At 72.6% G+C, this 16,060-nt stretch carries 10 protein-coding genes; 6 read left to right on the top strand and 4 right to left on the bottom strand.

The window, feature by feature from the left end:
- The first annotated feature begins 34 nt into the window (after positions 1-34).
- Entirely contained in the window at positions 35-226 is a 192-nt protein-coding gene (locus tag ACIOHP_RS22645) for a hypothetical protein (protein ID WP_307029951.1), read from the top strand.
- Between the two features lie 96 nt (positions 227-322).
- Here the strand turns inward: ACIOHP_RS22645 and ACIOHP_RS22640 are convergent, their stop codons facing one another.
- The 4 genes from ACIOHP_RS22640 to ACIOHP_RS22625 all read right to left on the bottom strand — a co-directional run bounded on the left by ACIOHP_RS22640 (position 323) and on the right by ACIOHP_RS22625 (position 5,479).
- Entirely contained in the window at positions 323-931 is a 609-nt protein-coding gene (locus ACIOHP_RS22640; RefSeq protein ID WP_401890151.1) for a hypothetical protein, read from the bottom strand.
- Positions 932-1,220: 289 nt separating this feature from the next.
- On the bottom strand, positions 1,221-2,324 hold the full coding sequence (gene prfB, locus ACIOHP_RS22635) for a peptide chain release factor 2 (protein ID WP_361539739.1): 1,104 nt from the start codon (positions 2,322-2,324) through the stop codon (positions 1,221-1,223).
- A gap of 82 nt (positions 2,325-2,406) precedes the next feature.
- On the bottom strand, positions 2,407-3,645 hold the full coding sequence (locus ACIOHP_RS22630) for a serine/threonine-protein kinase (RefSeq protein ID WP_361539742.1): 1,239 nt from the start codon (positions 3,643-3,645) through the stop codon (positions 2,407-2,409).
- 175 nt (positions 3,646-3,820) lie between these two features.
- A complete protein-coding gene (locus ACIOHP_RS22625) occupies positions 3,821-5,479 on the bottom strand; it encodes a serine/threonine-protein kinase (protein ID WP_401890814.1) in 1,659 nt (552 codons plus the stop codon).
- Positions 5,480-5,808: 329 nt separating this feature from the next.
- Here ACIOHP_RS22625 and ACIOHP_RS22620 point away from each other — a divergent pair, with 329 nt between their 5' ends.
- The 5 genes from ACIOHP_RS22620 (at position 5,809) to ACIOHP_RS22600 (ending at position 15,877) form a co-directional block, all read left to right on the top strand.
- Positions 5,809-9,660, top strand: a complete 3,852-nt coding sequence (locus tag ACIOHP_RS22620) for an FHA domain-containing protein (protein ID WP_401890811.1) — start codon at positions 5,809-5,811, stop codon at positions 9,658-9,660.
- Positions 9,661-9,844: 184 nt separating this feature from the next.
- Entirely contained in the window at positions 9,845-11,218 is a 1,374-nt protein-coding gene (locus ACIOHP_RS22615; RefSeq protein ID WP_401890147.1) for an ABC transporter substrate-binding protein, read from the top strand.
- 4 nt (positions 11,219-11,222) lie between these two features.
- Positions 11,223-12,575 (top strand): carbohydrate ABC transporter permease, encoded by a 1,353-nt coding sequence (locus tag ACIOHP_RS22610; RefSeq protein WP_401890145.1) that lies wholly within the window; start codon positions 11,223-11,225, stop codon positions 12,573-12,575.
- A complete protein-coding gene (locus tag ACIOHP_RS22605; protein ID WP_401890143.1) occupies positions 12,572-13,453 on the top strand; it encodes a carbohydrate ABC transporter permease in 882 nt (293 codons plus the stop codon). The genes ACIOHP_RS22610 and ACIOHP_RS22605 overlap by 4 nt, the downstream gene beginning before the upstream one ends.
- A gap of 165 nt (positions 13,454-13,618) precedes the next feature.
- Positions 13,619-15,877, top strand: a complete 2,259-nt coding sequence (locus tag ACIOHP_RS22600) for a CDP-glycerol glycerophosphotransferase family protein (protein ID WP_401890141.1) — start codon at positions 13,619-13,621, stop codon at positions 15,875-15,877.
- The last annotated feature ends 183 nt before the right edge of the window (positions 15,878-16,060 follow it).

The following is a 16,060-nucleotide window of genomic DNA, read 5'->3' as shown; positions in this document are numbered from 1 at the left end:
CTGTAGTAGGAACCGGCACTAGGAGGGCGAGCGCATGACGTACGACCGGCTGGTGTGCGCGAACTGCGCCGCGCCCGTGAATGAGGGCCGCTGCCCCGTCTGCCGCGCGAACCGTGAGCGGCTCACCCAGGACAATCTGTTCGGCCAGCTCAACCCCATGACGCTGATCGCTCTGCTCGCGGTGCTGATCGCGGCCTTGGCCCTGCTGGCCCACCAGACCGCGTAGGCGCCCGTAGGGAACGCCGGAGGGGCCCGGAGCGATCACTCGCTCCGGGCCCCTCGTCGTACGCCTTGCACACCTGTCGTGTGCGCGGGGTCACCGTCAGGCGGCGGCACCGCCGCGGCCGCCCACGAGGCGCGGCAGGATACGGAAGCCGATACCGCCGGCGATCATCGTCGCGGCACCGATGACCAGGAACGTGGTCTTGTCGCCCGCGCCGGTCTCGGCGAGCTCGGCGCCGCCGCCCTGGGCCGACGTGTCGGTGGAGGTGTCCGAGCCGGTGTCGGTCAGGGACGAGGAGCCCTGCTGCTGGGCGGAGGTGTCGGAGCCGCCGTCGGGGTCGGCGTTGTTGCCGCCCCCGTTGCCGTTGCCGCCGCCGTTGTTGCCGTCGTCGGTCGGGTCAGCGGTGGGCTCGTCCGTCGGGTCCTCGGTGGGCTCCTCGGTGGGCTCCTCCGTCGGCTCGGTGGGCTCGTCGGTGGGCTCCTCGGTGATCGGCGGCTCGTCCGTGGGGAGGTCCGTCGGGAGGTCGGTGGGGACCGTGTCCGTCGGCGTCGGATCCGGGGTCGGCGATTCCTCGCCGCACAGGATGCCGAGCAGGCAGTCGTCCGTCTCGGCCGCGGAGGCGGCACCCGCGGCGGTCAGGGAAGCGCCGGCCGCGATCACGGCACCGGCGGCTATGCGCGCGATCCGGATGCGCGTCTTCTTGGTCATAAGGTTGCTACCCCCAGTAGCTCATCGTCAGTGAGGCGGCGCTCGGGGGCCGTGATCGACGGGGGCGGCTGCGCTCGGGTCCCCCGGTTCACATGCGCCCCAGAGATACGCATGCCGCGCGTAACCCTTCCCATTTTTCAAAGCAACGTCAAGGCCGTTGCGTACGCGATGTCCGGGTAAGGGTTCTTTGCCGGGGGATGGAGCCTGTGAGTGTGATGTAAAACCCAGACATCCGGGCACAGAAAAGGCAACTACCGCCACGGGGGCAGTAGTTGCCTTGTCGACAAACTTACTTCTCCTGCTGCTTGCGCCAGCGAATTCCCGCTTCGAGGAAACCGTCGATCTCGCCGTCGAGCACGGCCTGCGGGTTTCCGACCTCGAATTCGGTGCGCAGGTCCTTGACCATCTGGTACGGGTGCAGGACGTACGAACGCATCTGGTTGCCCCAGGAGCTGCCGCCGTCCTTGAGGGCGTCCATCTTCGCCCGCTCCTCCTGGCGCTGCCGCTCGAGGAGCTTGGCCTGCAGGACGTTCATGGCCGTGGCCTTGTTCTGGATCTGCGAGCGCTCGTTCTGGCAGGAGACCACGATGCCGGTGGGGAGGTGGGTGAGCCGGACCGCGGAGTCCGTCGTGTTCACGCCCTGGCCGCCGGGGCCCGAGGAGCGGTAGACGTCGACGCGCAGATCCGACTCGTCGATCTCGACGTGGTCGGTCTGCTCCACGACGGGAAGGATCTCCACACCCGCGAAGGAGGTCTGGCGGCGCCCCTGGTTGTCGAAGGGCGAGATCCGGACGAGCCGGTGGGTGCCCTGCTCGACGGAGAGCGTGCCGTAGGCGTACGGCACCTGTACGGCGAAGGTGGTCGACTTGATGCCGGCCTCTTCGGCGTACGACGTCTCGTAGACCTCGGTCTTGTAGCCGTGGCGCTCGGCCCAGCGCAGATACATGCGCTGGAGTTGCTCGGCGAAGTCGGCGGCGTCGACGCCACCGGCCTCGGCGCGGATGTTGACGAGCGCCTCGCGGGCGTCGTACTCACCGCTCAGCAGCGTCCGGACCTCCATCTCGTCCAGCGCCTTCTTGACGGAGACGAGCTCGGACTCGGCCTCCGCGAGCGTGTCCGGGTCGTCCTCCTCCTCGGCCATCTCGAAGAGCACGGAGAGATCGTCGATCCGCCCGCGCAGCGCCTCGGCCTTCCTGACCTCGGCCTGCAGGTGGCTCAGCTTGCTGGTGATCTTCTGCGCCTCGTCCGGGTTGTCCCACAGGGACGGCGCGGCCGCCTGCTCCTCGAGCACGGCGATGTCTGCCCTCAGCTTGTCGAGGTCCAGAACGGCCTCGATCGACTCCATGGTCGAGGAGAGGGACTTGAGCTCTTCGGATACATCGACGACTGCCACGCCTCCAGCCTAACGGCTGTGGCAACCGACCAGCGCCGAGCGGTATCGGGGCGGGAAATCCGGCGCGCACCCCCACCCGCCGTCACGGAGACGCCGGTGCCGAGTTCTTCGTGTCCTGGGGAGTTCCCGCGTCGTCCCCCGAGGTGGCCGCCCATGTGCCCACCCCGGCCGCGGCCACGAGCACCACCGCGGCGACGCTCACCACGACCCGGCGCCGACGGGTCGCGGCCCGGTTGCGCGCGGAACCGGGCCGAGGGGCCCCCGCAGCCCGCGGCACCCGTGCCGTCCCCCGCGCGCCTCCCGCCAGTTCGTCCGGGGCCGGCACCCTCATCGACGTATGGGTGTCCCGGTTGGAGTCGGCCGGCTTCGCCCCCGGCACCAACGGCACCGCGCCGCGCCGTACCGGCGCCGAGGACGCGGGCTGCTCCGAGGGCGCCTCGTAGGGCTCCTCCTCGTCGTCCTCCGCGTCCGGCTCGTCCACGTCCAGCGGCGGCATGCCGACGAGCAACGGCAGCAGCTCCCGCAGCCGCGCCCCCAGTTCGGAGGCGCGCAGCCTGGAGGCCGGCGCCTTGGCGAGGCACTGCACGAGCAGCTGCCACAGCTCGTCGGGGATGCCGGGGAGCGGCGCCACGGTCTCGGTCACATGGCGGCGCAGCACCGCGCCCGGGTGTCCGCCGCCGAAGGGCGTGAAGCCCGCCAGCAGTTCGTACAGCACCGTCGCCAGCGCGTAGATGTCCACGGCCGCGCGCGGCGGCAGTCCCTCCACGATCTCCGGCGCCAGATAGTCCGGCGTACCGATGATCTTCGTGGCGCGGGTGCGGCGCGGGGTGTCGATGAGCTTGGCGACCCCGAAGTCCGTCAGCAGCGCCCGGTGCGAGCCGCCGGGCCCCAGGGGGCCCTGCATGTCGAGGAGTACGTTCTCCGGCTTGACGTCCCGGTGCACGACGCCCGCCGCGTGGGCCGCCGCCAGCCCGTCCGCGATGTCCGCGACGATCGCCACCGCCGCCTCGGGCGCCAGCCGCTTGTCCCGGTCGAGCCGGGTGCGCAGGTCGGTGCCGCGGACGAGGTCCATGACGAGCGCGAGGTCGTTGCCGTCCACCACGAGGTCGCGGACCGAGACGATGTTGGGGTGCTCGAGCCCGAGCAGTGCCGTGCGCTCCTGCACGAACCGCCCGACGAGCTCCTGGTCGGACGCGAGGTCCTCGCGCAGCAGCTTGACGGCGACGGGCCCCTCGGGCCCCTCACCCAGCCACACCGTGCCGGCACTGCCCCGCCCCAGGATCTGGTTGGCGGTGTACCGGCTGCCGATCTTCCGTGCCAAGGCTGCTCCTACAGACGCGTGTTGGCGACGCTGCGCCGTCCTGGGGGATAACCCCCAGACCCCCAGCCGACAAAAATACGCGTCCGAAGAGCCGACCTTCACCACGGAGGCCGAAATCACCCGCCAGGTGTCGACAAATCTCCAGAGTCGTCGCCGATCCGGCGGCCTACGGGGGCTACTGGCCGCCGGAGCCGCCGCCCAGGTCCCCGATCCATCCGGACACCGTGCCGATCCAGTCGCCGATCTGGTCCCAGTAGCCCTTGCCCGTGCCGATCCAGTCCTGGAGCGGGCTCAGCTCCCAGATCAGCCAGCCCGCGACGAAGAGGATGACGATCGTGAACAGGCAGCCCTTGAGGCAGCCCAGACCCGGGATCCGCATCGGGCTGGAGCTGCGCTGCCGCGGCTGGCGGGGCTCACGCTGCGGCTGCTGCGGCTGCTGGGGCGGTGCGTACCGCTGCGGCTGCGGCTGGGGCTGCGGCGGCGGCGCATACCGCTGGGGCTGCTGTTGCTGCTGCGGATGACCGCCGTAGCCCTGCTGGGGCTGCTGGGGCTGTGGGCGCTGCTGGCGCTGCGGCGGCTGCTGCGGGCGGGCGACCTGCCGCTGGGGGCGGCGGCGCAGCGGGTCCTGGTTCGGGTCGAGGTACTGGACCTGCGTCTGCTCGTTGCGGTCGCGGGCCGCGCGCAGCTGGTTCTGCCAGGGGTGCGGGTCCTCGGGTCCGCCCTGTCCCTGCTGGCCCGGCTGTCCCGGCGGCACCGGCGGCAGGACGGCCGTCGGGTCGGCGGCGCCGCGGTTCGGCAGGACGGCGGTGGGGTCGGCGGCACCCACGTGCGGCAGGACGTTGGTCGCGGCGTTCGGGTCGTACGCGCCCGCACCGTGCTGCATCACCTGGGTGGGGTCGGCGGAGCCCGGTACGGCCGCGGGGGCCGGGTCGGGCGCGAGGAGGGCCGCGACGTTCTCGGCGGCGGCGATCTGCGCGGAGCTCGCGTGCACGCCCACGCCCGCGGCGACGACCCGCAGACCGCGCGCGAGGTTCTCGGCGCTGGGCCGGTCGTCGGGGTTCTTGCGCAGACAGCGCTCGATGATCGTCCAGAGCGGGTCGGGGACCGTGGACGGGCGCCGGGGCTCGGAGCTCAGGTGCTGGTGGAGCACCTCCAGGGCGGAGCCGCCGGAGAACGGCGGGCGGCCGGTGACCAGCTCGTACAGCAGGATGCCGGCGCCGTAGATGTCGACGGCGGAGGTCTGCGGGCGGCCCTCGGCGGACTCGGGGGCCACGTACGCGGGCGTGCCGACGAACTCGTGGGTGCGGGTCAGGCCCGGGGAGTCGGCGAGGCGCGCGATGCCGAAGTCGGTGAGCAGCGGGTGCATCTGGCCGCCGTGCTGCTTGAGCAGGACGTTGGCGGGCTTCAGGTCGCGGTGGACGACGCCGTCGGCGTGGCTGGCGGCGAGCGCGTCGGCGATCTGCGCGGTGAGCAGGGCGGCGCCGACGGGGCTGAAGGGGCCGTTCTCCCGGAGGTAGCGGTGCAGGTCGGGGCCCTCGACGAGGTCCATGACCAGGGCGAGCAGATCGCCCTCGACGACCAGGTCGCGCACTCGCACGATGTTCGGGTGGGTGAGCCGGAGCAGGACGGAGCGCTCCCGCAGGAACCGCATCACGATGTCCGGGTCGCTCGCGAGCTCCTCCTTGAGGACCTTGATCGCGACTGTCTCGCCGGCCTGCCCCTGCACGGCGGCCTCGGCGCCCGCGGCCTCACGCTGGCGGGCACGCCACACGGTCCCCGTGGCACCGCGCCCCAGCGGCTCCTCGAGGAAGTACTTGCTGCCTACCGGCCGCACGTCATGCGCTCCCTGCTGCTTGCCTGTGTTCCGGTCCACTGTAGTGCCGTCTCCCTGAGCACTACGTAGGCGTTGCGAAGCCTGTTCGCAGGAAAGACGCCCGACTCGGTCTCCTGGTTGCCGAAGGGTGACGTGACCGATCTCAAGTGATCGTCGACGATGCACTGGTCAGGCACTTTTAGGGGCAGAGCTGACCAATCAAGATCACTTATCCTCGGGAGCGGGGCGCGTTGTCAGTGGCAGGTGCGAGGATGCCTCCAGTACTGGCCGATGTGCTCGTGTGGGGTGGGGGACAGTCCGCGCCCGGGCAGAAGGGACCGCTGACGGCGATGCAGATCCGGCTGACCGTCGTAGACCCGCTGGGCCCGCCTGCCGAGGCCCACGTCCGCGCCGCGAGCTGCGACGTGCTGGTCACAGCACCCGCCGGTACGGCCCTGGCGGCGATAACGTCCGCACTGGCCTCCGCGGTCTCCGGCGACGGCCCGCTCACCTCCGGCACCGGACAGCCCGTGCTGTACGCCGGTGCCGAACGGCTCGACGCCCAGCGCTGCACCATCGGCGAGCCCCCGCTGACCGACGGCGCCGTGCTCTCCCTCGGCGCCCCCACCGACCCTGAGCCGCACCCCGAGGTGGACGACGCGCCCACCCGCCTCGACGTGGTCGCCGGGCCGGACGCGGGCGGGGTCCATCTCCTGCACGGCGGCCGCATCGAGATCGGCCGCTCCGCCGACGCCGACGTCCCGCTCGACGACCCGGACGTCTCCCGGCTGCACTGCGCGGTGACGGTCGCCGCCGACGGCCGTGTCTCGGTCGCCGACCTCGACTCCACCAACGGCACGGTCCTCGACGGCGTCCGCGTGGGCACCCGCCCGGTCCGCTTCGCACCGGGCGCGCTGCTGCGCGTCGGCGAGTCGGCCCTCCGGCTGGCTCCGCCCGGCGGCCCGGGCGCGCGGCTGCGCACGGCGCCGGACGGCGAGGGGCACGTGCGCGTGGCGCCTCCGACGCAGACCGACACCGGTTCGGGGGCACCTTCCGGACCGACGCGGTCCGTTTACGGCACCGCCGACTTGAGCACCGCGCCGGTGCCGCAGGACGTGGACCAGCCTGTCGTGCCCGGCCAGGGACAGGCACCACGGATCGAGAGCAGAGGGGCGCGGGCGTACGAGGCCAAGGGCCCCGTGTCCCGCCGGCGGGTGTCCGGGGTCGCGGGGCTCTCCGGGGCGCCGGGCGCGGGCGCCGGGGGCAGTGGCGAGACCCACGGCGGACGGCTCGGCGTGCGCGCCTCCGACGGGGGTTACGGGGGTCCGGCGACCGCGGGCGGCCCGGCCTCCGACGACGGGGGTGCCGCGAGCGGCCACCCCGGCCCGGACGGCGTTCCGGCCTCCGGCGGACCGCAACACGGTGCGGCCACGCGCGGCGGCCCCGCCGCCCCTCGTGGCACCGCCGCGTCCGGCGGGACCTCCGGCCCCGGAGACACCCGCGCACCCGGCGGGACGTCCGGCTCCCGGTCCACCCCGGACCACGGCGTGCCGACCGACACCGCACACGCCTCCGCGGCCACCGGCTCCGGCTCCGGCTCCGGCTCCGGCTCCGGCTCCGGCGACGAGCACACCCGCGCCGTGGACACCCCGGCGGGCAGCCGCCGCAAGGGCACCCCCCTGCGGGGCACCGACGTACCGCAGGGCGTGCGCAAGCGCGGAGGCCTCGGCGCGTGGGCACGGAAGCTGACCGGCGGCCGCGGTGAGCAGAGCACCGCGGCCGGGAGCGAGACGTACGACGAGGAAGTGGCCGACACCCCGCCCGTCCCCTCGCCCGTCACCCCGCAGCAGCCGGAGACCTGGCCGGACCCGGCAGCACTGCTGCTGACCGCGCTGGGCCCCGGACCGCGTCTCTGGGAGCGCGGACCGGACCACCCGGAGGCGCTCACGGTGCGGCTGGGCACGGCGGACCGGGCGGCACCCGACGGCTCGGGGCTGCTGCCCGCGGTGCCGGTCACCGCCGATCTGCGCGAGGTGGGTGCGCTGGGGCTGGCGGGCCCGCGCGCGCGGCTGGCCGGGCTGGCCCGCGCGGTGGTGGCCCAACTCGCCGCGCTGCACTCCCCCGACACCCTCGAGATAGTCCTGATCAGCGCCGACCGCTCCCGTCCCGTGGCCGAGCGCACCGCCGAGTGGTCCTGGCTGGGCTGGCTCCCGCATCTGCGCCCGGCCCACGGCCAGGACTGCCGCCTCCTCCTCGCCTACGACCGCGAACAGGCGACGGCCCGCACGGAGGAGCTCCTGCGACGCCTGGACGAGACACCGCAGCCGACGGGAGCGAAGGGCCGACCGGGGCTTCCCGCTCAGGGGCCCGGCGGCAAGGGGCTGCCGGAGCAGGACCGGGGGCGCGACGCGACCCGTGCCCGCAGCGAGAGCGACAGCCGAGGCGTCACCCCGGCCGAGGCCCGCGGCGCGACCCGGCGGCCCTCCTGGGCGCGCGACGACGACAGGGCCGACAGGGCACCCGGCTTCGAAGGGCCGTACACCGTCCTCCTCGTGGACAGCGACCCCGGCGGCGCCGATGTGCGCGAGGCCGTGGCGCGGCTGGCGCTGGAGGGCCCGCGGGCCGGGATACACGTGGTGTGTCTCGCCGAGACGGCACCGGCCTCGCCCGCGTCGCCGGTGACGGAGACGTACGAGACGGCGTGCGCGGCGTCCCCGGCGTTCCGGGAGTGCGGCGCGGTCGCGCTGCTCAGCGGGGACGTGGCGACGGCGTTGCGGCTGATGCGGGTGGCGCGGGGCGGAGCTCTCGGCTCCGACGGCACCGTCGTCCTCAGTTCCGACGACCCGCTCGCGCCCGGCCGCCCTTCCGGCCCCGCGGACCGCGGTCCCGTCGGCGAGGTCCCCGCCGGTCATCCCGCCCCCCAGACCCACACGACCGGGCCCGTGGGCCACGGCACCGTCGCCACTGTGGACGCCGTCTCCCCCGCCTGGGCGGAGCGGTTCGCGCGGGCACTGGCACCGTTGCGCACGGACGGCGCGGGCGGTGAGCGGCAGGCGCGGGTGTCGGCGCCGTTGCCGCAGATGGCGCGGCTGCTGGACGAGTTGGGGCTGGCACGGGCCACCCCGGCGTCGCTGATGACGCGTTGGGCGGACGCGGCGGACGACACGGAGGCGCTCGGCGGACGGGCCCTGGCGGTGCTGGGCGCCGGGCCGCGCGGGCCGGTCTGCGCGGACCTCGTGGCCGACGGCCCGCATCTGCTGATCGAGGGCCCGGCGGGCAGCGGCCGTACGGAACTGCTGCGCGCGGTCGTCGCCTCGCTGGCCGCCGCCGAGCGGCCGGACCGGCTGAGCATCGTTCTGATGGACGGCCGGGACAGCGTGGGCGCGGGCGCCGGCCACGGCGAGGGCCTGCGGGTCTGTACGGACGTACCGCATGTCACCACCCACCTCACCGCCAACGACCCCGTGCGGATGCGGGAGTTCGCCCAGTCCCTGAGCGCCGAGCTGAAGCGGCGGGCCGAGCTGCTGGGCCGCTCCGACTTCGCCGAGTGGCACACCGGACGGGAACTGACGGGCCGTATGGTCGCCCAGCGCGGGTCCGCCGCGGGAGCCGGTGACCTCGAGACCCCGCCCAGCTCGACCATTCGTCTGCGGCCCGCCGCGGCCCGTCGGCAGACCGAGTCGGCACCGCCGTTGCCCCGTCTCGTGGTGGTCGTCGACGATCTGGACGCCCTGGTCTCCCCCGCGCTCGGCTCGCCGGGCCGGCCCTCGGCGGGTTCGGTGATGCGCGCGCTGGAGGCCGTGGCGCGGGAGGGCGAGCGGCTCGGCGTCCACCTGGTGGCCGCGGCGGCCTCCGGTGGTCGTACGGCGGAGTCGGACGCGGCCAGGAGGGCGGCCCTGCGGGTCACCCTGGACGCCCCGGCATCCGGCCCGGACGAACCCGCGCCGGGGCGCGGCCGGCTGGCCTCCTCGGACGGCAGGGTCACGCCCCTCCAGAGCGGGCGGGTCACCGGACGTATCCCCCGCACGGCGACGCTGCGCCCGACCGTGGTCCCCCTGGACTGGCACCGCATGGGCGACCCGCCGGCCCGCCGCCCGGTACGGGAACTGGGCAACGGGCCGACGGACTTGGCACTGCTGGCGAGCGCGCTGGAGCGGGCGGCCCGCGAGGTGGCGGCCACGGAGGTCCCGTCGCTTCTCTAGTCCCGGTCCGGTTCCGGTGCGGTTCCGGTCGACGAGCGCTGTCCAACGTCTGTGTCCCGTTACGACGCGACAACGATCCCCCGCTTGACACCGCACGCGGTCTTGCCGACCCCAGGCCCCCGGCGTAGACCAGAGCCACGGGACAGCGCTCGACGTTCGACGACGAACGAAGAACGGGGCAGTGATGCGCAGCACGAGCACATACCGGACACGAAGGGTCACCGCGACAGCCGCCGCCCTCCTGGCGGGAGCCCTGACGCTCACCGCGTGCGGCGGGGACGACGACAACGGCAGCGACAACCCGACCAAGGGCACGGAGACCGGCGGCACCTCCGTCACGCTCCCCAAGCTCGACGGCCAGACGCTGGAGGTCGCCGCCGTCTGGACCGGAGCCGAACAGGAGAACTTCACCAAGGTCCTGAACGAGTTCACCAAACGCACCGGCGCCAAGGTCAAGTTCGTACCGACCGGCAACAACACCTCCACCTTCCTCGCCGCCAAGATCGAGGGCGGTCAGCCCCCGGACGTGGCGTTCCTGCCGCAGGTCGGCGTGTTGCACCAGTTCGCGGAGAAGAAGTGGCTCAAGCCCCTCGGCGCGGAAGCCAAGGCGCAGTTGGACAAGAACTTCTCCCCGGGATGGCGTGACCTCGGGGCCGTCGACGGCCAGCAGTACGGCGTCTACGCGAAGGCCGCCAACAAGTCCCTGATCTGGTACAACACCGCGGCCTTCGAGGCGGCCGGGATCTCCGAGACGCCCAAGACGTGGAAGGAGTTCATCTCCACCGCGCAGACGCTGTCCGACGCCGGCTCCCCCGCCGTCTCCGTCGGCGGCGCGGACGGCTGGACGCTCACCGACTGGTTCGAGAACGTCTATCTGTCCCAGGCGGGTCCGGAGAAGTACGACCAGCTCGCCAAGCACGAGATCAAGTGGACGGACCCTTCCGTCAAGGACGCCCTCAGCACGCTCGCCGAGCTGTGGGGCAAGGACGAGCTGCTCGCGGGCGGCCGCAAGGGCGCGCTGGACACGGAGTTCCCGAAGTCGGTCACCCAGGCCTTCACCGGTGACACCCCGGCCGCGATGGTCTTCGAGGGCGACTTCGTCACCGCGAACATCAACGCCGACACCAAGGCGAAGGTGGGCACGGACGCCAAGGTGTTCCCGTTCCCGGCGGTGGGCTCCGACTCCCCGGTGGTCAGCGGCGGCGACGTGGCCGTGGCGCTGAAGGAAAGCAAGGGCGCCCAGGCGCTGCTGACCTTCCTCGCCTCGACGGACGCGGCCGAGGTCTGGGCGGCGCAGGGCGGTGTCCTGTCCCCGAACAAGGAGATGGATCAGAGCACGTACAAGGACGACGTGACCCGGCAGATCGCCAAGGCGCTCATCGACGCGGGTGACGACTTCCGGTTCGACATGTCCGACCAGGCACCGGCGGCCTTCGGCGGCACACAGGGCACCGGCGAGTGGAAGGACCTGCAGGACTTCCTCAGCAACCCGAGCGATGTCGCGGGCGCCCAGCGGAAGCTGGAGGCCGACGCCGCCAAGGCGTACGGGGCCGGCTGACGCCATGGCCTCCGTGGCGAACTCGACGGAGGGCGCCGGCGCACTGCCGACGCCCTCCGTGTCTCCGCGCAAGAGCGTGACGAAGACGCGGCTGTGGGTGGCGGTGCTGTTCCTGCTGCCCGCGCTGATCCTTCTCGGCGCGCTCGTGGTCTACCCGATCGGGTGGTCGGTCTGGCGCAGTCTCTACGACGCCGACGGCTCCGGCTTCGTCGGCCTGGACAACTACGGCGACATCTTCAGCAACGACGCGACGCTGACCGCGGTCAAGAACACCGCGATCTGGGTCGCGGTCGCCCCGGCCGTGGTCACGGCGCTCGGTCTGATCTTCGCGGTGCTCACCGAACGGGTGCGCTGGGGCACGGCGTTCAAGCTGATCGTCTTCATGCCGATGGCGATCTCGATGCTGGCCGCGGGCATCATCTTCCGGCTGGTGTACTCGGCGGACCCGGACCAGGGGGTCGCCAACGCGGTGGTGACGACCGTGCACGACACGTTCGTGGACTCCTCGGTCTATCCGAAGGCCCGCCCGAACGCGGCGGTGAGCGATCTGAAGGCCTCGGGCGACGGCTCGTTCACCTCGACCGGCACGGTGCGGGCGGGCACGCCGGCGCTGCTCCCGCTCGTCGGTATCGCGCCCAACAAGCTCCCCGGCAGCCCCGAGGGCGCCAAGGCGGCCACCGGTGACGGCGTCACGGGCACCGTCTGGCTGGACTTCAAGCTGGGCGGCGGCGGCACGAAGGGCCAGATCGACGCCGGGGAGAAGGCGCTGAAGGGCGTGAAGGTCGAGGCCGTGAAGGACGGCAAGGTGGTCGCCTCCACCAAGAGCGGCGCCGACGGCACCTTCAATCTGCCCGGCGAGGCCGACGGGGCCCAACTGCGGCTGCCCGGCTCGAACTTCTCGGCGCCCTACAACGGCATCGACTGGCTCGGCCCGGCACTGATCACTCCGGCGATCATCGGGGCGTACGTGTGGATGTGGGCGGGCTTCGCGATGATCCTGATCGCGGCCGGGCTCGCGGGGGTGGACCGCAACCTCCTGGAGGCGGCCCGGGTCGACGGCGCCAACGAGTGGCAGGTGTTCAGAAAGGTCACGGTGCCCATGCTGGCGCCGGTCCTGGTCGTCGTCCTCGTCACGCTGATGATCAACGTGATGAAGATCTTCGACCTGGTCTACATCATCGCCCCGCAGCCCAGCCAGGACGACGCCAACGTGCTGGCGCTGCAACTGTTCCAGTCGTCGTTCGGCGGCGGCGCCAGCTACGGCATCGGCAGCGCGATCGGCGTCATCCTGCTGCTGCTCGTGCTGCCGGTGATGTGGGTCAACCTCCGACGGCTGCGGAAGGAGCGTGAGCGGTGACCTCTCTCGACACGACCGTGCGCGCCAAGCGCTCGCTCGCCGCCCGGGTGGCGAGCGGGGCGGCCGGCGGGGCGATGCGGGTCTTCCTGATCGTCATCGCGCTGGTGTGGCTGGTGCCGACCTTCGGGCTGCTGGTCTCCTCGTTCCGCGACCCGACCGACATCGCCACCTCGGGCTGGTGGAAGGTGTTCACGGCTCCGGGCCAGCTGACCGCGAACAGCTACGAGACGATCCTGAAGAACGACACGATCACCAGCTCCCTGTTCAACACCATCTGGATCACCGTCCCCTCGACCCTGCTCGTCGTGATCATCGGGGCGATGGCGGGATACGCCTTCGCGTGGATGGACTTCAAGGGCCGTGACACGTGGTTCATGGTCGTGGTGGGGCTGCTCGTGGTGCCGGTGCAGATCGCGCTGATCCCGCTGACGTTCCTCTTCCGCGACGTCGGGATCTTCGGCGACATCATCGCCGCCGTCCTCTTCCACGTCGCCTTCGGGCTGCCGTTCGCGATCTTCCTGCTGCGCAACTTCTTCGCGGAGATCCCCCGGGAACTCCTGGAGGCGGCGCGCCTGGACGGGGCGGGCGAGGCCCGGCTGTTCGCGACCGTGGTCATGCCGCTGGCGGCACCCGCGCTCGCCTCGCTGGGCATCTTCCAGTTCCTGTGGGTGTGGAACGACATGCTGGTGGCGCTGGTGTTCACCAACGCCGACTCGCAGCCGCTGACGGTCGCCCTGCAGCAGCAGGTACGGCAGTTCGGCAGCAACATCGAGATCCTGGCGACCGGCGCCTTCATCTCGATGGTGATCCCGCTGCTCGTGTTCTTCGCGTTCCAGCGGCAGTTCGTGACCGGGGTGATGGCGGGCGCGGTCAAGTAGCCCGTACGGCAGCCCAATTGAGGGGGCGGACCGCGGTCGGTCCGCCCCTTCGCTCTCACCGGGAATTCCCCCGTATGCCGCACACCACGTAACCAAGTCACATCACCGGCAGTTCCCGGGCAAGGCCGACACGGCCCACCGCCCGCGCCGACTCTTGGATGTGCCTTGCCCAGGTTCAGTGTCATCGTCCCCGCATACAAGGTTCAGGCGTATCTGCACGAGTGCCTGGACTCGGTGCTCTCCCAGTCGTGTTCTGATCTGGAGCTGATCGCCGTCGACGACTGCTCGCCGGACGCCTGTGGGGCGATCGTCGACGAGTTCGCGGCCCGGGACCCGCGTGTGCGGCCGGTGCACCTGGCCGAGAACCGTGGAGCGGGCGGCGCGCGCAACGCCGGTCTGGCGGCGGCGACCGGTGACTACCTGGTGTTCCTGGACGGCGACGACACCCTCACCCCGGACGCGCTGCGGGCGATCGCCGACCGGCTGAAGGAGACGGGCGACCCGGACGTCCTGGTCCACGACCACGCGCTGACCGACTGGACGGGCGCGGCGGTCCGCGACGGCTTCGCCACGCAGCTCACCGAGGAGGGCCCGGCGCCCTTCCGGCTGGAGGACCGCCCGGGTCTGCTGCGCCTGCGGGCGGCGGCCTGGAACAGGGTGTACCGCCGGGAGTTCGTGGAGCGCGCGCGCTTCACCTTCCCGTCGGGCCACTGCCAGGACATTGCCTGGACGTATCCGGCCCTGATGGCGGCGGAGACCCTCGCGACCCTGGACCGGGTGTGCGTCCACCACCGCCGACGCCGCCAGGGCGCGGTCCCCGGCACGAGCCGCGGCCACTTCGATGTCTTCGACCAGTACGACAGGGTCTTCGCGTACGTCGACCAGCACCCCGAACTCGCCCGGTGGCGCCCGGTGTTGTTCCGCCGCATGGTCGACCACCTGTCGACGGTCTTCACCGAGCGGTACCGGCTGCCGCGCCGCGTCCGGGCCGAGTTCCTGCGCAAGGCCCGCGCCCACTACCGCCGTTACCGCATCCCGGGCCACCCCGTCCCGGTGCGCGCCCGCCTGCGCCACACCCTGGTCCGCCTGGGTCTGCATCGCACCTTCCGCGCACTGGAGCTGGCCAAGAGGCTCAGCCACCGGACCGCCCACCGTGCCACCCGCCTCGCGAAAGCCCTGCGCATCGCGGCCCTCCGCCTCCACTACCGCGTCCAGCGCCGCCTCCCCCTGCGCGCGGACCACGCCGTCTTCGCCGCCTACGGCAGCCGCGGCCACGGCTGCAACCCGGGCGCCCTGGAGCAGGCGTTCCGCACCCACGCGCCGCACATCCGCACGGCGTGGATCGCCGGCGCCGAGCACCACCACACGATCCCCACCGCCACCCGCCGGCTGCGCCCCGGCTCGGCCGCGTACTGGACGGCACTCGCCCGCTCCAAGTACCTGGTCAACAACACCGACTTCGACCACCGCCTGGTCAAGCGCCCCGGCCAGGTCTTCGTCCAGACCCAGCACGGCACGCCCCTCAAGCACATGGGGCTGGACCTCCAGGAACACCCGGCGGCCGCCCGCGGCATGGACTTCACGGCCCTCCTCGACGATGTCGACAAGTGGGACTACCTGCTGTCCGCCAACCGCCACACCACCCTGACCTGGGAGCGCGTCTACCCGGGCACGTACACGACACTCGAGTACGGCTGTCCCCGCAACGACGTGTTCCAGCAGGCGACTTCGCAGGACGTACGCCGGCTGCGCGAGTCGCTCGGCATCCCGGAGGGCACGGTCGCGATCCTGTACGCCCCCACCCACCGCGACTACCGCCGCACCCAGCGCCCCGCCCTCGACCTGGACCGCGTGCTGCGCCGTCTGGGCCCCCGTTTCGTCGTCCTGGCCCGCGCCCACCACCGGCACGGCGGCCCCCTCGCGACGAGCACCGGCAGGATCATCGACGTCACCGACCACCCGAGCGTCGAGTCCCTGTGTCTGGCCTCGGACGCCCTGGTGACGGACTACTCGTCCCTGATGTTCGACTACGCCAACCTGGACCGCCCGATCGTGATCCACTCCGACGACCGGGAGGCGTACGAGGCGGCCCGCGGCACCTACTTCGACCTGCGTGCCTTCCCGCCGGGCGCGGTCGCGCGCAGCGAGGACGAGTTGACCGACATCTTCTCCACCGGCCACTGGCGGGGCTCGCGCTCCACTCAGCTGCGCTCGGCGTTCCGCGAGCGCTTCTGCCCCTACGACGACGGACGCGCCGCCGAGCGGGTCGTACGCCATGTGGTGCTGGGCCAGACCGAACCGGCACCCTTCGTGCCGCTCGCCGAGCGCTTCCCGGTGCCCTCCGCGGCGGCGGCGCTCGAACTGCCGCCGCAGGCGACCGTGGAGCGGGCCTCGGCCCCGTCACTCGTCACCGAAACCGTCTGAACGCCGTCCTCATCCAGGGGAGTTCCCATGCCCTCCAGCCCGTCGCGGCCCACTCCGACCCGCCCCCACACCTGGCGTCCGGCAGGCCGCCCCGGCGGCTGACCCGCCGGGCGGCCGGGGAGAGCGCCGCTGCGCCAGGCGTGTGATGCGAGGCGCGGCGGCCCGCTCCGACGGGAAGGCTGG

Origin of the sequence: Streptomyces sp. NPDC087859, from assembly GCF_044742595.1 — a bacterium.
In the GTDB taxonomy this organism is placed as follows: domain Bacteria; phylum Actinomycetota; class Actinomycetes; order Streptomycetales; family Streptomycetaceae; genus Streptomyces; species Streptomyces canus_F.
Note: the sequence above shows the minus strand (reverse complement) of the source record. Positions and strands in the feature narration are given on the sequence as shown.